Source organism: Streptomyces sp. NPDC051105 (genome assembly GCF_040682795.1).
Lineage (GTDB): Bacteria > Actinomycetota > Actinomycetes > Streptomycetales > Streptomycetaceae > Streptomyces.
The window spans coordinates 1-18,460 of the sequence record NZ_JBFBBR010000019.1; the positions used below are offsets into that span (position 1 = coordinate 1).

General features: G+C 70.2%; 16 protein-coding genes and 1 riboswitch. Of the genes, 8 read left to right on the forward strand and 8 right to left on the reverse strand.

Features of this window, described 5'->3' with window-relative positions; translation table 11 throughout:
- Both AB0N16_RS35060 and AB0N16_RS35065 read right to left on the reverse strand, forming a co-directional pair.
- Positions 1 to 725 (reverse strand): ABC transporter permease (locus tag AB0N16_RS35060; RefSeq protein ID WP_365803923.1); only part of this gene is annotated, 725 nt, incomplete at its 3' end.
- The gene (locus AB0N16_RS35065; RefSeq protein ID WP_365803925.1) at positions 725 to 1,744 is read right to left on the reverse strand and encodes a sugar ABC transporter substrate-binding protein; all 1,020 of its coding nucleotides are present in this window, start codon (positions 1,742 to 1,744) and stop codon (positions 725 to 727) included. The genes AB0N16_RS35060 and AB0N16_RS35065, both read right to left, overlap by 1 nt.
- A 660-nt stretch (positions 1,745 to 2,404) precedes the next feature.
- Here AB0N16_RS35065 and AB0N16_RS35070 point away from each other — a divergent pair.
- Positions 2,405 to 3,316, forward strand: coding sequence for an ADP-ribosylglycohydrolase family protein (locus AB0N16_RS35070; RefSeq protein ID WP_365803927.1), 912 nt, complete (start codon positions 2,405 to 2,407; stop codon positions 3,314 to 3,316).
- A gap of 108 nt (positions 3,317 to 3,424) precedes the next feature.
- Here the strand turns inward: AB0N16_RS35070 and AB0N16_RS35075 are convergent, their stop codons facing one another.
- The gene (locus tag AB0N16_RS35075; protein WP_365803929.1) at positions 3,425 to 4,618 is read right to left on the reverse strand and encodes an extracellular solute-binding protein; all 1,194 of its coding nucleotides are present in this window, start codon (positions 4,616 to 4,618) and stop codon (positions 3,425 to 3,427) included.
- A 227-nt stretch (positions 4,619 to 4,845) separates the two neighbouring features.
- Entirely contained in the window at positions 4,846 to 6,285 is a 1,440-nt protein-coding gene (locus tag AB0N16_RS35080; RefSeq protein ID WP_365803931.1) for a gamma-aminobutyraldehyde dehydrogenase, read from the reverse strand.
- A gap of 165 nt (positions 6,286 to 6,450) precedes the next feature.
- Here AB0N16_RS35080 and AB0N16_RS35085 point away from each other — a divergent pair, with 165 nt between their 5' ends.
- The 7 genes from AB0N16_RS35085 to AB0N16_RS35115 all read left to right on the forward strand — a co-directional run bounded on the left by AB0N16_RS35085 (position 6,451) and on the right by AB0N16_RS35115 (position 13,241).
- Positions 6,451 to 6,969: an Lrp/AsnC family transcriptional regulator gene (locus AB0N16_RS35085; RefSeq protein ID WP_089098474.1), complete on the forward strand. Its 519-nt coding sequence runs from the start codon at positions 6,451 to 6,453 to the stop codon at positions 6,967 to 6,969.
- On the forward strand, positions 6,954 to 8,336 hold the full coding sequence (locus AB0N16_RS35090; RefSeq protein ID WP_365803933.1) for an aspartate aminotransferase family protein: 1,383 nt from the start codon (positions 6,954 to 6,956) through the stop codon (positions 8,334 to 8,336). Before AB0N16_RS35085 ends, AB0N16_RS35090 begins: the two co-directional genes overlap by 16 nt.
- Positions 8,337 to 8,526: 190 nt before the next feature.
- Complete coding sequence (locus tag AB0N16_RS35095) at positions 8,527 to 9,267, forward strand: ATP-binding cassette domain-containing protein (protein ID WP_365803935.1); 741 nt, start codon at positions 8,527 to 8,529, stop codon at positions 9,265 to 9,267.
- A complete protein-coding gene (locus tag AB0N16_RS35100; RefSeq protein ID WP_365803937.1) occupies positions 9,249 to 10,643 on the forward strand; it encodes a hypothetical protein in 1,395 nt (464 codons plus the stop codon). Before AB0N16_RS35095 ends, AB0N16_RS35100 begins: the two co-directional genes overlap by 19 nt.
- A gap of 107 nt (positions 10,644 to 10,750) precedes the next feature.
- Positions 10,751 to 11,158: a VOC family protein gene (locus tag AB0N16_RS35105; protein ID WP_365803939.1), complete on the forward strand. Its 408-nt coding sequence runs from the start codon at positions 10,751 to 10,753 to the stop codon at positions 11,156 to 11,158.
- Between the two features lie 88 nt (positions 11,159 to 11,246).
- Complete coding sequence (locus tag AB0N16_RS35110) at positions 11,247 to 12,377, forward strand: Rossmann fold nucleotide-binding protein (RefSeq protein ID WP_365803941.1); 1,131 nt, start codon at positions 11,247 to 11,249, stop codon at positions 12,375 to 12,377.
- 138 nt (positions 12,378 to 12,515) lie between these two features.
- On the forward strand, positions 12,516 to 13,241 hold the full coding sequence (locus tag AB0N16_RS35115) for an LAETG motif-containing sortase-dependent surface protein (protein WP_365803943.1): 726 nt from the start codon (positions 12,516 to 12,518) through the stop codon (positions 13,239 to 13,241).
- 89 nt (positions 13,242 to 13,330) lie between these two features.
- Here AB0N16_RS35115 and AB0N16_RS35120 read toward each other — a convergent pair whose 3' ends face one another.
- The 4 genes from AB0N16_RS35120 to rlmN all read right to left on the reverse strand — a co-directional run bounded on the left by AB0N16_RS35120 (position 13,331) and on the right by rlmN (position 18,418).
- Complete coding sequence (locus AB0N16_RS35120; RefSeq protein ID WP_365803945.1) at positions 13,331 to 14,353, reverse strand: ABC transporter ATP-binding protein; 1,023 nt, start codon at positions 14,351 to 14,353, stop codon at positions 13,331 to 13,333.
- The gene (locus AB0N16_RS35125) at positions 14,353 to 15,951 is read right to left on the reverse strand and encodes an iron ABC transporter permease (RefSeq protein WP_365803947.1); all 1,599 of its coding nucleotides are present in this window, start codon (positions 15,949 to 15,951) and stop codon (positions 14,353 to 14,355) included. The genes AB0N16_RS35120 and AB0N16_RS35125 overlap by 1 nt, the downstream gene beginning before the upstream one ends.
- An 80-nt stretch (positions 15,952 to 16,031) precedes the next feature.
- Positions 16,032 to 17,099: a thiamine ABC transporter substrate-binding protein gene (locus AB0N16_RS35130; protein ID WP_365803949.1), complete on the reverse strand. Its 1,068-nt coding sequence runs from the start codon at positions 17,097 to 17,099 to the stop codon at positions 16,032 to 16,034.
- 80 nt (positions 17,100 to 17,179) lie between these two features.
- Positions 17,180 to 17,287, reverse strand: a riboswitch (TPP riboswitch).
- Positions 17,288 to 17,311: 24 nt separating this feature from the next.
- Positions 17,312 to 18,418, reverse strand: a complete 1,107-nt coding sequence (rlmN, locus tag AB0N16_RS35135) for a 23S rRNA (adenine(2503)-C(2))-methyltransferase RlmN (RefSeq protein WP_365803951.1) — start codon at positions 18,416 to 18,418, stop codon at positions 17,312 to 17,314.
- Positions 18,419 to 18,460: the final 42 nt, after the last annotated feature.

Below are 18,460 nucleotides of genomic sequence, written 5' to 3' on the forward strand. Positions count from 1 at the left end.
CGGGCGGACTCCTTGTTGCCGCCGACCGCGAAGATCCAGTTGCCGTACTTGGTGCGCAGCAGCACCCAGGTGGCGATGGCCGCGAACACCAGCCAGTAGACGATGGTGATCTTCACTTCGACGCCGCCGACGTGGAAGGAGGACGCGAAGACCTGCTGCGCCTGGCCGAAGCCGTCCATGTTGCTGATGTCGTCGGTGGCGACATTGCCGGTCACCAGCTTGGTGACCGCGAGGTTGGCGCCCTGGAGGATCAGGAAGGTGCCCAGGGTGATCAGGAAGCTGGGCAGCCCCGTCCTGACCACCAGCCAGCCGTTGAGGAAGCCGATCGCCAGCGACACCAGCAGCGCGACGACCACGCCCGCCCAGACGTTCATGGTCAGCTGGTAGGCGAGCATGCTCGCGGTGAGCGCCGAACTGACCACCGCGACACCGGCCGAGAGGTCGAACTCGCCGCCGATCATCAGCAGCGCCACCGGCAGCGCCATGATCCCGATCGTCGACGACTGGTACAGGATGTTCGCCATCGAGGAGCCGTCGCGCACCGGCGGAGCCGCGATCAGGAAGAACACGTACACCGCGGCGGCACCGAGGAAGACGCCCACCTCGGGCCGGGCCAACAGCCGGACAGCCCGGGACCGTTCGGCTGTCCGCCCGTCCTTCTGGTGGGCCGGTGGAGTCGGCGACGGGGCGTCCGTCGCCGGGGCCGCGCTCTGGACCGTACTCATCACCGGGTTCCCTTCGCCGCGAACTCGGCGATCTTCGCGACGTTGGTCTTGTCGACGAAGGCCGGCCCGGTCAGCACCGGCGCCTCGCCGCCGCCGCTGTAGTTGCCGTTGTTCTTGTAGAGCCACAGGGAGTCGACCGACAGGTAGCCCTGCAGGTAGGGCTGCTGGTCGACGGCCCACTGGATCTTGCCCGACTTGATGGCGCCGACCGCGTCCTTGTTGAGGTCGAACGTGGCGAGCTTGGCCTTGCCGCCCGCGTCGGCGATGGACTGGATGGCGGTCATCGCGAACGGAGCACCGAGGGTCGTCACGTAGTCGATGGACGGGTCCGTCTTGAGCTTGGCGGTGATCGTCGACTTCACGGACGGCATGTCGGTGCCGTTGACATAGAGGATGTCGGTCTTGCCCTCGAACGTCTTCTTCACCCCGGCGCAGCGGGCCTCCAGGGACACCTGCCCCTGTTCCATGATCACGCAGACCGTGTGCTTGGCGCCGGCCTCGTTCAGCTTGCGGCCGAAGGCCTCTCCGGCGATGCTCTCGTCCTGGCCGAAGTACTCGAGCAGACCCTGCTTCTTCCAGTCGGCCACGCCGCTGTTGAAGCCGACGACCGGGATGCCGGCCTGTTCGGCCTTGGCGACCACGGCCTTCATGGCGTCCGGCTTGGCGAGGGTGACCGCGATGCCGTCGACCTTCTGGTCGATCGCGTTCTGCACCAGGCTGGCCTGGTTGGGGCCGCTGGGGTCGCTGGAGTAGACGAGCTTGACGTTGTCCTTCGCGGCGGCCGCCTCGGCGCCCTTGCGTATCGTGTCCCAGAAGGTGTCACCGGGCGCGGCGTGCGTGATCATCGCGACCGTCATACGGGCGGTGGTGGCCTTGCCGGCCGAGACGCCGCTGTCGGCCTCCTCGGCCTTCTTGCCTCCGGAGTTGCTGGAGCATCCGGCGACGAGCAGCGCGGCCGCTGCCGCCGCGGCGACGACGGGGGCGATTCTGCGGGAGCGGGGGTACGACGAGCGATCCATCTTCCGGCACCTCACTGTGCGACGGGGAGGAGAAGGAGGCGACTGGCTACGCAGGCGCTACGGGACACATGCCGTTAACGCGGCTGTTTCCCATGACGAGATGGAACCGCCATGAACCCCGGGGGTCAACGTTTGTAATGACATCATTTATCCATCAGGACACGATGTCAGAACATGCGCTTGACGCCGATTGCGGCGCCCTCCGCACCTGAAATGGCCTGAGCCATTCCGTCTCCTTTTTAGATGCATTAGCCATTCAGCACCCGGCCGCACGGGAGGCGACCCGCACCGGCGGAGAGCGTCCGGCACCGGGTCGCCGGCAGGCCCGACGACCGGCGGCAGGGCAGAGGATTCCGAGCCGACCGGAACGGACGAGGCCCATTCCCGGACGGGCGCGAATTCGACCCGGAATCGGCGGGACAGGCGGTCCGTGTACGGTTACGCGGTGGCGCGCGGCACCGAACGCGGCTGCCCGGCGCTTTCCCCTACCTCGTCGACGAGTCCCTTTCCCTTGGGTTCCGCGGCGAGGGGGCCCACCCTCATGGCAGCCATCATTTCTCCATCATCGTCCGCGGCGAGGGCGGCGTCGGAAACGTGGCCGCAACAGGGCCGCGCCGAAATCGGAGTGCCAGGGGGCCGTTGCCTTGTGATACTGCTCCGATGATCAACCTGCCTACCGCCGCGCTGGACTCGTTGTCCGGGCTCGCCTTCGGTGATGCCTTCGGTGACCGCTGGTTCGGCATCCTGCGCCACGAAGGCCCGGCAGCCTGGGAGGCGCGGATCCTGCCCCCGGAGCCCCTGTGGCGGTGGAGCGACGACACCGCCCAGGCGCTCGTTCTCGTCCGGGAACTCGCCGAGGGCGGCGGCATCGTCGACCAGGACCGCCTCGCCCTCCGCCTCGCCGAGGCCTACGCCGACGACACGCACCGCGGCTACGGAGCCTCGATGCACGACGTGCTCCGCCGGATCGGCGCGGGCGAGCCCTGGCAGGAGGTAGTGGCCGGACAGTTCGGCGGCCAGGGCTCCTGGGGCAACGGCGCGGCCATGCGCGTCGCCCCGCTCGGCGCCTGGCACGCCGCCGACCTCGACGCCGTCGCCGAGCAGGCCGCCCGCCAGAGCGTGGTCTCGCATCACCATCCGGAGGCGGTCGCCGGGGCGGTGGCGGTAGCCCTCGCCGCGGCGCTGGCAACGCGCAGCCGGGGCGGGCCCGCGCCGGCGCGTCCGGACTTCCTGCAGGCCGTCGCCGCGCGACTCCCCGACAGCGACGTCCGGTCGGGAGTGCGGATCGCGGCCCGGATGCCGGCACGTACCTCGGTTCGCCACGCCGCGGAGGTCCTGGGCTCCGGCTACCGGATGTCGGGGCCCGACACCGTCCCCTACTCCCTCTGGTGCGCGGCGGGACACCTCGACGACCTGCACGAGGGCCTGTGGTTCACCGTCGCCGGGCGCGGCGACATCGACACCACCTGCGCCATCGCGGGCGGGGTGATCGCCGCTCGCACGGGCGTCGCCGCGCTCCCCCCTGCCTGGCACGCAGCCCGTGAGCCGCTGCCCCCGACCCCGGTCGGGTAGCCGAACTGCTCCAGGGACCGGTACAGCCGATCGGCTGTACCGGTCCACGTCGTGACGCGGCGGCACCCGCTTGAGGGGGGAGTCGCGCCTCGTCCTCCGGAGTACCGGCTACAACCCCACGATCGCGTTCCACCGCTTCGCGAAGGCCACGCGTTCGGTCGACGTGATGTCGCGGGCGATGGCCAGGCGCCTGCGCATCGCCGCGTTCGGGAAGATCAGGGGGTTCTCGGCGAGGGCCGCGGTGTCCTTGTCCTTGGAGGCGGCGAGGACCTGCTGGGCCGCCGGGACGGGGCAGACGTAGTTGACCCAGGCGGCCAACTCCGCGGCGACCTCGGGCTCGTAGTAGTAGTCGACGAGGCGTTCGGCGTTGGCCTTGTGGTCGGCGCGGTCCGGGATCATCAGGGAGTCGGACCACAGCTCCGCGCCCTCCTCCGGGACGAGGAAGCGGATGTCGGGGTTGTCGGCCTGGAGCTGGATGACGTCGCCGGAGTACGCCTGGCAGGCCAGGACGTCGCCGCTGACCAGGTCCTTGGTGTAGTCGTTGCCGGTGAAGCGGCGGATCTGGCCCCGGGCGACCTGCTTCTCCACCTCGTCGCAGACGTCGTAGAAGTCGTCGGCCGTCCACTTGGTGATGTCCACGCCGTTGCCCTGCATCAGCAGCGCGAACGCCTCGTCGAGGCCGGAGAGCAGGGTCACCCGGCCCTTGAGGTCACTCGCCCACAGGTCCTTGACGTGCCGGATCTCGCGGCCCAGCTTCCTGCGGTTGTACGCGATGCCGGTGATGCCCGACTGCCACGGCACGGTGTAGAGGCGGCCCGGGTCGAAGGCGGGCGAGCGGAGCAGCGGGTCCAGGTACTTCGCCACGTTCGGCTGGTGGGCGCGGTCCATCTTCTGGACCCAGCCCAGCCGGACGAACCGCGCGCACATCCAGTCGCTGATGACGATCAGGTCGCGGCCGGTGGACTGGTGGTTCATCAGGGCCGGGCTGATCTTGCCGAAGAACTCGTCGTTGTCGTTGATCTCCTCGATGTAGTCGACGGAGATCCCGGTCCGCTTCTCGAAGGCGTCGAGGGTGGGCCGCTTGTTCGGGTTGTCGTCGTCCACGTCGATGTACAGCGGCCAGTTCGCGAAGACCAGCTTGTGGTCCTGGGCGGAGAGGTCGGTCACGGCGCGGTCGCCGGCCTTGACGTAGGCGGCGGGCACCCCACAGCCGGCCAGGGCGCCGAGTGCGGCGGTGCCGCCGAGCGCGCGCAGCAGGGAGCGACGGGAGAGCGCGGGCGTCCGAGGAGAGGTCTGGGGCACACCTGAAGCATGTCGCGCCTTCCTGTGGCCGGGCAATCGACGCTGCGTCGAGCCCCTGAGACGGACCGGACACCCTGTCGATGACCTAGGTCAACACGGCGTTACGCACCGGGTCACCGGGGACTTCCCCACCCCGGGCAGCGCAAGCGCCCCGAAAGGGGCACCCCTGTCGATGTGCGGCTGCGGCCGCGTGGGCGCGACCAGCCCCCACGCGGCCGCAGCCAGGATCAGCCCTCCAGCGACGTCATCACGTGCTTGATCCGCGTGTAGTCGTCGAACCCGTACGCCGACAGGTCCTTGCCGTACCCGGACTTCTTGAACCCGCCGTGCGGCATCTCCGCGACCAGCGGAATGTGCGTGTTGATCCACACGCAGCCGAAGTCCAGCTTCTTGGACATCCGCATCGCCCGCCCGTGGTCCTTGGTCCACACGGAGGACGCCAGCGCGTACTCGACGCCGTTGGCCCACTCGGTGGCCTGGTCCTCGTCCGTGAAGGACTGGACGGTGATGACGGGACCGAAGACCTCGTTCTGGACGATCTCGTCGTCCTGCTTGAGCCCGGAGACGACGGTCGGGGCGTAGAAGTAGCCCTTGTCACCGACCCGCTGCCCGCCGGCCTCGACCTTGGCGTGGGCGGGGAGCCGCTCGATGAAGCCGGAGACCTGCTTCAGCTGGTTGGGGTTGTTGAGGGGACCGAACAGCACGTCCTCGTCGTCCGGCTGCCCGGTCTTCGTCTCGGCCGCGGCCTTCGCGAGCGCGGCGACGAACTCGTCGTGGATGGACTCCTGGACGAGGACCCGGGTGGCGGCCGTACAGTCCTGGCCGGCGTTGAAGAAGCCCGCGACGGAGATGTCCTCGACGGCCTTGGCGATGTCCGTGTCCTCGAAGACGACGACCGGCGCCTTTCCGCCCAGTTCCAGGTGGACCCGCTTGAGGTCCTTGGACGCGGACTCGGCGACCTGCATGCCGGCGCGTACGGAGCCGGTGATGGAGGCCATCGCCGGAGTCGGGTGCTCGACCATCAGACGGCCGGTGTCACGGTCGCCGGTGACGACGTTGAAGACGCCCTTGGGGAGGATGCCGCCGAGGATCTCGGCCATCAGGACGGTCGACGCCGGGGTGGTGTCGGACGGCTTCAGCACGACCGTGTTGCCCGCGGCGAGCGCCGGGGCGAACTTCCACACGGCCATCATCATCGGGTAGTTCCACGGCGCGACCTGCGCGCAGACACCGACCGGCTCGCGGCGGACGATGGAGGTCATCCCCTCCATGTACTCGCCGGCCGACCGGCCCTCCAGCATCCGCGCCGCGCCCGCGAAGAAGCGGATCTGGTCGACCATCGGCGGGATCTCCTCGGAGCGGGTGAGCCCGATGGGCTTGCCCGTGTTCTCCACCTCGGCCGCGATGAGGTCCTCGGCGCGCTCCTCGAACGCGTCGGCGATCTTGAGGAGGTACTTCTGGCGCTCGGCGGGCGTGGTGTCCCGCCACGCCGGGAAGGCCGCGGCGGCGGCCGCCATGGCCGCGTCGACGTCCGCCGCCCCCGACAAGGGCGCCGTCGCGTACGCCTCGCCCGTCGCCGGGTTGACCACCTCCGTGGTCCGTCCGTCGGCGGCGTCCCGGAACTCACCGTCGATGTAATTGCGCAGACGACGCAGCTCGGTGCTCACTGCCGGCCCTCCAAGTTCGGGTGTCCATTGACTGAGACACCCACAGTAATCCGAGATCCCACGTTTTCAACACCCCCACGGCCGCCGTCTCTGCGAAATCCGCAATACCGGGTACCCCAAACAACGAATTTCATCGATACGGCCTTGCGGAACCGCCGAGACGTCGTGCACAGTGAGGTCGTGGCCAGTCGAAGCGCAGACCAGAGGGACTCGTCCCGCGAGTCCAGGAACGGCACTCCCCAGTTGGATGCCGTTTCCCTCGCCATCATCCAGCAGCTCCAGGAGGACGGCCGCCGGCCGTACGCCGCGATCGGCAAGGCCGTCGGCCTGTCGGAGGCGGCCGTGCGCCAGCGCGTCCAGAAGCTGCTGGACCAGGGCGTGATGCAGATCGTCGCCGTCACGGACCCGCTCACCGTGGGCTTCCGCCGGCAGGCGATGGTCGGCGTCAACGTCGAGGGCGATGTCGAGTCGATCGCGGACGCGCTGACCGCCATGTCGGAAGTCGAGTACGTGGTGATGACCGCGGGCTCGTTCGACATCCTCGCGGAGATCGTCTGCGAGGACGACGACCACCTGCTGGACGTCATCAACAAACGCATCCGGGCGCTGCCCGGCGTGCGCTCCACCGAAAGCTTCGTCTACCTGAAGCTGAAGAAGCAGACCTACATGTGGGGAACCCGATAACCGTGACCCAGAAGGACCTCAGCCGCACCGCGTACGACCACCTGTGGATGCACTTCACCCGCATGTCCTCGTACGAGAACTCGCCCGTCCCGACCATCGTCCGGGGTGAGGGCACCTACATCTACGACGACAAGGGCAAGCGCTACCTCGACGGTCTCGCGGGTCTGTTCGTGGTCCAGGCCGGTCACGGCCGCACGGAACTCGCCGAGACCGCCTTCAAGCAGGCCCAGGAGCTGGCGTTCTTCCCGGTGTGGTCGTACGCCCACCCGAAGGCCGTCGAGCTGGCGGAGCGCCTGGCGGACTACGCCCCCGGCGACCTGAACAAGGTCTTCTTCACCACCGGCGGCGGCGAGGCCGTGGAGACCGCCTGGAAGCTCGCCAAGCAGTACTTCAAGCTCAAGGGCAAGCCGACCAAGTACAAGGTCATCTCCCGCGCGGTCGCCTACCACGGCACCCCGCAGGGCGCCCTGTCGATCACCGGCCTGCCGGCTCTGAAGGCGCCGTTCGAGCCCCTCGTCCCGGGCGCGCACAAGGTGCCGAACACCAACATCTACCGCGCCCCGCTCTTCGGCGACGACCCGGAGGCCTTCGGCCGCTGGGCCGCCGACCAGATCGAGCAGCAGATCCTCTTCGAGGGCCCCGACACCGTCGCCGCGGTCTTCCTGGAGCCCGTGCAGAACGCGGGCGGCTGCTTCCCGCCCCCGCCCGGCTACTTCCAGCGGGTCCGCGAGATCTGCGACCAGTACGACGTGCTGCTCGTCTCCGACGAGGTCATCTGCGCCTTCGGCCGCCTCGGCACGATGTTCGCCTGCGACAAGTTCGGCTACGTCCCGGACATGATCACCTGCGCCAAGGGCATGACCTCGGGCTACTCCCCGATCGGCGCCTGCATCATCTCCGACAGGCTCGCCGAGCCGTTCTACAAGGGCGACAACACCTTCCTGCACGGCTACACCTTCGGCGGCCACCCGGTGTCGGCGGCCGTGGGCCTCGCCAACCTCGACCTGTTCGAGCGCGAGGGCATCAACCAGCACGTGCTCGACAACGAGGGCGCGTTCCTGTCGACCCTCCAGAAGCTGCACGACCTGCCGATCGTCGGCGACGTCCGTGGCAACGGCTTCTTCTACGGCATCGAGCTGGTCAAGGACAAGGCCACGAAGGAGTCCTTCAACGACGAGGAGACCGAGCGCGTCCTGTACGGCTTCCTCTCCAAGGCCCTGTTCGAGAACGGCCTGTACTGCCGTGCCGACGACCGCGGCGACCCGGTCATCCAGCTCGCCCCGCCGCTGATCTCCAACCAGGAGACCTTCGACGAGATCGAGCAGATCCTGCGCGCCACGCTGACGGAGGCGTGGACGAAGCTCTGATCATCGGATCAGCGGTCCGATCCGGCCCCGGAGCCGTCCGTTCGAGTGAGAACGGCGGCCCGGGGCCGTGTGCTGTCCGGGCTCGGCCCGCCGACCTGCCTAGCGTGCACGTGACCGATCGCCCCGGCCTTCGTTCCCCCGGACGGGGGATCGAAGACGGGAAAACGGATCAGAACCGAGGTGTACGCCCATGGAGGCCCCGCCGGACAACGACGTGCTGTGGGCACGCTCCCTGCACTTCTGCCACCCGGACGGCTCGCCCGGTGTCGCCGGTGTCTCGCTCGGCGTGCGGGAGGGCGAGATCCTTGCCGTCAGCGGGCCGCGCGGCAGCGGCAAGACCACGCTGCTGAGGTGCCTGTCCGGTCTGGTCCCGGTACAGCGCGGCGAGGTCTGGTTCAACAGCACGGCCGTGCACCGCATGGGCCCGCTCACCCGCGAACGGCTCCGCCGCGACCGCTTCGGCTGGATCGACCCGGCCCCGGCGCTGGTCCCCGAGCTGAACGTCTGGGAGAACACCGCCCTGCCCCTGATGCTGCGCGGCACCGGCCGCCGCCGGGCCAAGGTGGCCGCACTGGAGTGGCTGGAGCGCCTCGACATCGGCGACATGGCCCGTAGCCACCCCGCCAAGCTCCAGCAGGCCGAACGCCAGCGCGTCTGCATCGCCCGCGCCCTCGCCCCCGCCCCCACGATCCTCTTCGCGGACGAGCCGACGGCACCGCTGCACCGCGCCGATTGCGCCCATGTGCTGCGCACCCTCACCACGGCGGCCCGCTCGCACGGCATCACGGTGGTCCTCGCCACGCACGACGCGGAGACGGCGGCCCTCGCCGACCGCAAGATCTCGCTCCTGGACGGGCGCCGGGTGAACACGGTCCACCTGCCGCCGGTCCCCGAAGCGGAGGGCCGGGCCGAGTGCTCGCTCTCCGTCTGACCCGCGCCGCCCGCCCGGCCGTCCACCTGCGCCGCCTCCTGGTGGCCACGGCGGCCGCCGGCACGGGCTTCCTGCTGCTGTCCGCCCTCGGCTACGCGATGGTCCACCCGGCCCACTCCACGGCCGCCCTGCTGCGCCTGTCGTGGTGTGCGATCCCGCTCGCCGCCACGGTGTACCTCGCGATCGCGGTGGCCCGCACCGACCCCGGCACCAAGCCGCGCCCGGGCCTGTCCGCACTGGGCCTGGGCCCGGCCCGGCTGATGGCCATCGCCGCCCTGAACACGGCCCTGGCGTGCACCCTGGGCTCGCTGCTGGCCCTCCTGGTCTTCCTCCACCTGCGCGGCGACCTCACCGGCATGCCCTTCGACGGCGCGGCGAAGGACTTCCTGGCGGCGAACCGGTCCCTGCCCGTCCCGGCGGCCCTGACGCTCCTGGCCGTGCTCCCGGTGCTCGCGTCCACGGCGGTGGCGGTGACCCTCCGCCCCAGGGACCTGCCGGGCCGGGCGGGCCGGGCGCGCATCTACGGCCGTTTCGGGGCCTACGACACGACAGCGCGGCGGGAGACCTTCGGAACGTACGGCCGCTTCGGCGCCCGCCTCTTCCCCTCCTCGCCCCGGTCCGTACCGCCGCCCACGGGCAGCCACGCCGCCGAGACGGCCCAGGCAGCCGCCGCGGACGTCCCCTCCGGGGACGGCACCCCGCAAGCGCCGGCCGGCGAACCCACCCTCCCGGCCCCCGCGGACGTCCCCGAGCTGATCGGGGTCGCGAAGTCCCCCACCGGCCTCCCCTGGGGCATCGCCGTGCTCGCCGCGGGCCTCGCCGTGGAGTCCTACGCCGGCGCCACCGAAGCCACCCCGCGGACCACCCTCCCCGGCGGCCTGGCCGTAGGCCCCGTCGGGGTCCTCGCCGGCTGGACCCTCACGGCCCTCGGCCTGATCCTCGCCGCCCCCGGCCTCACCCACCTCTGCGGCCGCCTCCTCCAGACCGCCCGCCCCGGCGCCCTCCGCCTCCTGGCCGGCCGCGTCCTGATGGCGGAGGCCACCCGCATCGGCCGCCCCCTCGGCGTCGTCTGCGCGGTGGCGTCGGCGGCCTTCGCGGCCCGCACGCTCTACGACGACGGCGGCACCCTCGCCTTCGGCCCGCTCACCGCACTCGGCGGTGCCGTGGTCGCCGGCTGCACGCTGGCCACTCTCCTGACCGCCGCCGTGGAGGCCCGCCAGTCCCGCGCCGACACCACCGAGGCCCTGCTCCGCCTCGGCGCCCCGGCCACGGTGCTGCGCAGCGCCGCGGCCCTGCGCTCCGGCGCCCTACTGGCCTTCTTCGTCCCTCTCACCCTGCTGGTCGCCGACCTCGCCGCGCTGCCCCTCGCGCGCTGAGCGGCCGGACGAAAGTCACCGCACAAAAACGCGAACCCACCGATGACTTTCGGGCCACCCCGCGGTCTGACCCCCCGAACGGCACGACACCCGAGGGAGAGACCCCCATGTACCAGCAGATGATCTTCGTGAACCTGGCCACCAACGACGTCGCCGCGTCGCGGAAGTTCTTCACGGAGCTCGGCTACTCGATCAACCCGCAGTTCAGCACCGACGACTGCTCCTGTGTCGTGATCAGCGACACGATCATCGCGATGCTGCTGAGCAAGCAGCGCTACGCCGACTTCACGAAGAAGGAGATCGCGGACTCGACGAAGACCAGCGAGGTGCTGATCTGCCTGAGCGCCGAGAGCCGCCAGAAGGTCGACGAACTGGTGGAGAAGGCGGTCGCGGCCGGCGGCACGGCGAACGACGACGTCCAGGACCAGGGCTTCATGTACGGCCGCTCCTTCGACGACCTCGACGGCCACAGCTGGGAGGTCGTGTGGATGGACCCGGCGGCGGTCCAGGGCTGACCGACCGGCCCGGCCCCGCCCGCTCCTTCTCCCCGGGGCCCGGTGAATCCCTCCGAATCCCTACGAACAGCTGTGCCAGCATGGGCGGGTGCATCCGACACCCGCCCAGCCCCAGCCCCACCGTGCCGCCCGCGACCGTGAGATCGAGTCCCTCGCCGAGTTCGACGAGGTCGTCGCCGCGCACGGCACGCTCGCCCAGTACCGCGTCCAGGCCGTCGACCTGACGGACCGTACGGATGTCCTGCTCACCACCGACGCCGCGGGCGCCGTCTTCCTCGGCTGCCCGATGTCGGACGAGGCCGCCGCCCGGGTCCGCGCCTCGGGCGCCCTCGTCTTCCCGCCCGTCCCGGACCTCCCCTTCGACCCCTACCGCGCCTTCGTCTACACGCCCGACGAGCTGTTCGACGCGCTCGGCGAGGGCTACGAGGCGACCCCGGACGCCCGTTCGTACGCCTGGTTCCAGGGGACCAAGGCGGACGGCGACATATTCGCCTCGATGCTGCGCTCGATCCACGACGACGCGGTCTCCGACGCGCTCGACGAGCTCCTCGTCGGCGCCCGGGTGGTGGGTGTGATGGGCGGACACGCGATGGCGCGCGGCACGGTGGAGTACGCCGGCGCCGCCCGGCTCGGCCGGGAGCTGGCGCGGGCCGGCTTCACGGTGGCGACCGGCGGTGGCCCGGGCGCGATGGAGGCGGCGAACCTGGGCGCGTACGCGGCGCCCTTCGACGACGGGATGCTGGAGGAGGCGCTGCGGCTCCTCGCCAAGGCGCCGTCGTTCCGGCCGTCCGTCACCGACTGGGCGCGGGCCGCCTTCGAGGTCCGCGAGCGCTGGCCGGACGGCGGTCCCTCGGTCGGCATCCCCACCTGGTTCTACGGCCACGAGCCGCCGAACGCCTTCGCCGCGCACATCGCCAAGTACTTCGCCAACGCCACCCGCGAGGACGGTCTGCTGGCCCGCTCCAACGCCGGTGTGGTGTTCCTGCCGGGCGCCGCCGGGACCGTACAGGAGATCTTCGACAACGCGACGCCCAACTACTACGAGTCACGGGGTGAACCGACGCCGATGGTGCTCGTGAACGAGGCGCACTGGAGCGAGAGGCTGCCGGCCTGGCAGCTGCTGACCTCGCTTGCCCGGGAGCGGCCCATGGCGTCCCGTATCGCCCTGGTTGACCGGATCGAGCAGGCTTCCGTGGCACTGAAACGTCTCAGTGGTTAATAAGCAGGCAAAGTCAACACCCGTGGACCGCATATGCATTGACACTACTTACGGCACACTTATAGACCTGTGAGCCTCCTGGGGTTGCTGATGCCTCACCTCACGTTGCGTCAACTTCCCCGCAAACCCCCCGCAGTTATGCACCCAGTAAGGACAAACGTGTCCATATCCCGCCGCAGTGCACGTCGTTCCGTGCGCATCCTGGGAGTTGCCGCTGCGTCGGCCGCGCTGACGCTCGGCGTCTCCGGTTCCGCCCTCGCGTGCAACATCTCTGATTTCTCCGCCGAAGCCACCTGCGACGGCTCCAACGGCGTCATTACGGTCACCGACACCGACGCCTCCGGTACTCCGGCCACGATCACCGTCTTCCTCGAGAGCAACGGCGGCGACGCGAAGCAGGTCGGCGACGCCCAGACCGTCAAGGGCTCCAAGGAGGGCACCCCGGTCACCTTCTCCGAGGACTGGCAGCCGAACGCGGTGTACCGCGTCCACGTCAAGGTCGACAGCGGCAAGATCCAGATCGACAAGGACATCACGCCCAACCTGACGACCTCGTCCACCGCCTGCAAGGGCGAGGAGAGCTCCAGCCCGTCCCCGTCGGATTCGGCCACGCCGTCGCCGTCGGAGTCCACCCCGGCCGAGTCCGACTCCCCGACCCCGTCGGCCTCGGAGAGCAGCAGCACCGCTCCGGCGGGCACGTCGGACAACGCCCCGTCCCCGGCGGTCGGTGAGTCGAACCTCGCCGAGACCGGTGCCAACTCGAACACCGGTCTGATCGCCGGCGTCGCGGGCGCGCTGGTCGTGGTCGGCGGCGGCGCCGTGTGGTTCGGCATGCGCCGTCGTGGGGCGAACAGCGGAAGCTGACGCACCCGCCTTCGTACACCGCTTCGTACACCGTCGAGGCCCGTCCCCGTATCCCCGGGGGACGGGCCTCGGCCGTGTCCTGAAGAGCCTCAGTCCAGTACGACGGTCTCCGCCGCGTCGAACTCGACGCCCACCGCGTCCCCGGCCTCCGGCGCCTCCCGCAACGCGCAGGCGGCCTCCAGGCGCGGGCCATCCTGGGGCTGGAGGTGGACGGTGACATGGGTGCCCTGGAAGGTGCGGGCGGTCACCGTGCAGGGCAGCCCCGCCTCGGCCGCCACGAGCCGCACACCCGCGGGCCGTACCAGTACGGTGCGGGACCCCTGGGGCGCGTTCCCGGGCAGCGGCAGCTTCCCCCAGGGCGTGACCGCGACCGAGCCCTCGACGGTCGCCGGGACCACGTTGCCGAAGCCGAGGAAGCGCGCCACGAACTCGTCGGCCGGCCGCTGCCAGACATCGAGGGGCGTGCCGGACTGGGCGATCCGGCCGTCCCGCATCACCACCACCCGGTCGGCCAGCGCGAAGGCCTCGCCCTGGTCGTGGGTGACCGCGAGCACGGTCGTGCCCAACCGGCCGAACAGCTCCCGCAGTTCGACCACCAGCCGCTCCCGCAGCGAGCGGTCGAGCTGTCCCAGCGGTTCGTCGAGCATCAGCAGCCGGGGCCGGGGCGCCAGCGCCCGCGCGAGCGCCACCCGCTGCTGCTCACCGCCGGAGAGCCCGGCCACCGCCCGCCGAGCGGCCCCCGGCAGCCCGACCAGTTCCAGCAACTCGCCGACCCGCTCGGCCTGTTGCTCCTTGCCGGCGCCACGCATCCGGAGCCCGAAGGCCACGTTCCCGCCCACGTCCCGCTGCGGGAACAGCTGATGGTCCTGGAACATCAGCCCGACCCCCCGCCGATGGGCCGGTACCCGCGTCTGATCCTGTCCGTCGAGCAGCACCCGCCCCTCGTCCGGCGGTCGCAGACCCGCCACCACCCGCAGCAGCGTCGACTTGCCGCTCCCGCTGGGCCCGAGCACACACACCACCTCGTGCTCGGCGACCTGGAGGTCCACGGCGTCGAGCACGGGCCGCCCGCCGAACCGCACGGTGGCCTGCTCCAGTTCGAGAAGCGGCATCAGAACTCCCCCGTTCGGTCGGTCCGCAGCCGCTCCAGCACCAGCAGCGCCACCGCGCACACCACCATCAGAATCGTGGAAAGGGCCATCGCCTGGCCGTAGTTGAGATCACCGGGGCGGGACAGCAACCGCGCCACGGCCACCGGCAGCGTCGGGTTGTCCGGCCGCGCGATGAACACCGTCGCCCCGAACTCCCCCAGCGACACCGCGAAGGCGAACCCGGCCGCGACCAGCAACGCCCGCCGCACCATCGGCAGATCGACCTCCCGCCACACCCGCCACGGTGAGGCCCCGAGTACGGCCGCCGCCTCCCGCAGCCGTTCGTCCACGGCACGCAGCACGGGCAGCATGGTCCGTACGACGAACGGCACCCCGACCAGTGCCTGTGCGAGCGGCACCAGGATCCAGGACTGCCTGAGGTCCAGCGGCGGCTTGTCGAGGGCGATCAGGAACCCGAAGCCGACGGTCACCGCGGACACCCCGAGCGGCAGCATCAGCAGCGCGTCGAAGCCCCGTACCAGCCGCCCCGCGTCCCGCCGGGCCAGCGCGGCGGCTGCGAGGCCGCCGATCACCACGGCGATGGCGGTGGCCGCGACGGCGTATTCGAGTGAATTGACCACCGACTGGACGGGCGCGACCAGGAAGGTGCCCCCGTCGGCGGCGCCCAGCGCCCGGTAGTAGCCGAACCCCCCGTCGAGCGACCGCCGTACCAGCACGGCCAGCGGCAGCACGAGGAGTACGGCGACGGTGGCGAGGACCCCGCCGAGCAGTGCCCACTGCCCCGCCCCGCGCGGCCGGCGTGCCGTCACCGACGGGTCCACCAGCCGCAGCGCGCTCTCCCGCCGCCGTACCGTCCACGCGTGCACGGCGAGGATCGCACCGACCGCGACGAACTGCACGATCGTGAGGACGGCTGCCGTGGAGAGGTCGAAGATCTCGGAGGTCTGCCGGTAGATCTCCACTTCGAGGGTGGAGAAGGTCGGCCCGCCGAGGATCTGGACCACCCCGAAGGAGGTGAAGGTGAACAGGAAGACCATCAGCGCGGCGGCGGCCACGGCGGGCGCCAGCGCGGGCAGGGTGACCTTCCGCCAGGCGCCCAGCGGCGAGTCGCCGAGCATCCGCGCGGCCTCCTCCTGCCGAGGGTCCAGTTGGGCCCACAGTCCGCCCACGGTCCGTACGACGACCGCGTAGTTGAAGAAGACGTGCGCGAGCAGGATGGCCCAGACGGTGGTGTCCAGTCGTACGCCCCACAGTTCGTCCAGCAGTCCGCCGCGGCCGACCAGGGCCAGGAACGCCGTACCGACCACCACCGTCGGCAGCACGAAGGGCACCGTGACCACGGCCCGCAGCACCTGCTTGCCCGGGAAGTCCAGGCGGGCGAAGACATAGGCGGCCGGCAGCGCCACCAGCAGGGTGAGCGCGGTGGAGGCGAGCGCCTGCCAGGTGGTGAACCACATGACGTGCCGGATGTCGGACTCCCCGACGACCTCGGCGATCCGCCCGAACCGCCACACCCCGTCGACCTTCAGCCCGCGCGTGACGATCGCCGCGACCGGCCACGCGAAGAAGACCGCGAAGAACGCGACGGGCACGAGCATCAGCCCGAGCCGTGCCGCCCTCCCGCGCCTGCCGGCTGCTTGAGCACGAGCCGCTTGAGCACGATCTGCTTGAGTACGCGCTACTTGAGTACGAGTGACGTCCACGTCTTGACCCACTGGTCACGGTTGGCGGCGATCTTGTCGGGCGCCATGGTCTCGGGGTCCTTCGCGGCGGGACCGTACTTGGTGAACTCGGCGGGCACAGCGGCCCCCTTGACCACCGGGTACACGAACATGTTCAACGGCATGTCCTCCTGGAACTCCTTGGAGACCAGGAAATCGACGAACGCCTTGCCGCCCTTGGTGTTCTTGGCATTGCTCAGCAGCCCGGCGAACTCGATCTGACGGAAGCAGGTGCCGGTCGCGACGCCGGTGGGAGCGGTGCTGGGTTTCGGGTCGGCGTAGATGACCTCGGCGGGCGGGGAGGACGCGTACGACACGACGAGCGGCCGGTCGCCCTTCGCCTTCTTGCCGCCCGCCGAACCGGAGAACTCCTCGTTGTAGGCCTGCTCCCAGCCGTCGACGACCTTGACGCCGTTGTCCTTGAGCTTCTTCCAGTAGCCCTGCCATCCCTCATCCCCATACTCCGCGGCGGACCCGAGCAGGAAGCCGAGCCCCGGCGAGGACGTGGCCGCGTTCTCGGTGACGAGGAGGTTCTTGTACTGCGGCTTGACGAGGTCGGCGTAGGACGTGGGCGGGGTCAGCTTGTGCGCGCTGAAGTAGGCCTTGTCGTAGTTGACGCAGATGTCGCCGTAGTCGATGGGGGTGACCCGGTGCTTGCCCGCGTCGAGTTGGTAGTCCGTGCCGACCTGGTCGAGGCCCTTTGCCTGGTACGGCTGGAAGAGACCGTTGTCGAGGGCGCGGGAGAGCAGGGTGTTGTCGACGCCGAAGAAGACGTCGCCCTGCGGGTTGTCCTTGGTCAGGATCGCCTTGTTGACGGCCTGGCCGGCGTCGCCGTCCTCGAGGACGTTCACCTTGTAGCCGGACTGCTTCTCGAAGTCCTGGAGCACGCTCTTGGAGACGGCCCATGAGTCGTGGCTGACCAGGGTGACGGTCTTGGAGTCGGTCTCGGTACCCGACGACGAACACGCGGACAGCGTGACGAGGCCGAGTCCCACGGCCGCGGCCAAGAAGGTCTTGGTGTGCACTGGTGTTTTCCTCCTGGGGTGGACCAGGAAGAGACGCGGCCCCGCCCAGAGGATCTGATCTTCTGGGCAGGGCGCAACAGCTTGAGTGATGACCGAACTTCCTACCCAGAATGACCTGGGCGAGGTTCAGAGGGTCTGCGGCCCGGTTGCCGCACTCTCAGCGCTGTGGCGCTCCCCTGTCGGAATATGAAGATGTACCTACGGCCCTCAGATTACCGCTCGGTGGCCGCGAGCTGACCGCAGGCTCCGTCGATCTCCTGACCACGGGTGTCCCGGACGGTGACGGGTACACCGTGCGCGGCGATCGCCTCGACGAACGCCTTCTCGTCCTCGGGCCGGGAGGCGGTCCACTTCGAGCCCGGCGTCGGGTTCAGCGGGATGAGGTTGACGTGGACGGGCTTGCCCTTGAGCAGGCGGCCCAGCCGGTCCCCGCGCCACGCCTGGTCGTTGATGTCGCGGATGAGGGCGTACTCGATCGACAGCCGCCGCCCGCTCTTCTCGACGTACTCGAACCCGGCGTCGAGCACCTCGCGTACCTTCCACCGCGTGTTCACGGGGACGAGGGTGTCGCGCAGCTCGTCGTCGGGAGCGTGCAGGGAGATCGCGAGCCGGCACTTGAGTCCCTCGTCGGCGAACCGGTGGATGGCCGGCACGAGCCCGACCGTCGACACGGTGATCCCGCGCTGCGAGAGACCCAGCCCGTCCGGAGCCGGGTCGGTCAGCGCCCGGATGGCGGTGACGACCCGCTTGTAGTTGGCGAGCGGCTCGCCCATCCCCATGAACACGATGTTGGAGAGCCGCGCCGGACCACCGGGCACCTCCCCGTCCCGCAGCGCCCGCATCCCGTCCACGATCTGGTGGACGATCTCCGCGGTGGACAGATTCCGGTCGAGGCCCGCCTGCCCGGTCGCGCAGAACGGGCAGTTCATCCCGCACCCCGCCTGCGAGCTGATGCACATGGTCACCCGGTCCGGGTAGCGCATCAGCACGGACTCGACGAGCGTGCCGTCGAACAACCGCCACAGCGTCTTGCGCGTCGTCCCCTCGTCGGTCGACAGATGCCGGACGACGGTCATCAGCTCGGGGAACAGCGCGTCCCGCAGCCGGTCCCGGGAGCCGGCCGGGATGTCCGTCCACTGCTCGGGCTCGTGCGCGTACCGCGCGAAGTAGTGCTGCGCGAGCTGGTTGGCACGGAACGGCTTCTCACCGATCTCGGCCACCGCGTCCTTGCGCTCGGCAGGCGTGAGGTCGGCAAGATGCCGCGGCGGCTTCTTGGCTCCGCGCGGCGCGACAAAGGTAAGTTCTCCGGGCTTAGGCATGGCTGTACCAGTGTCGCAGATCCAATTGGGTGACCTGGGGCC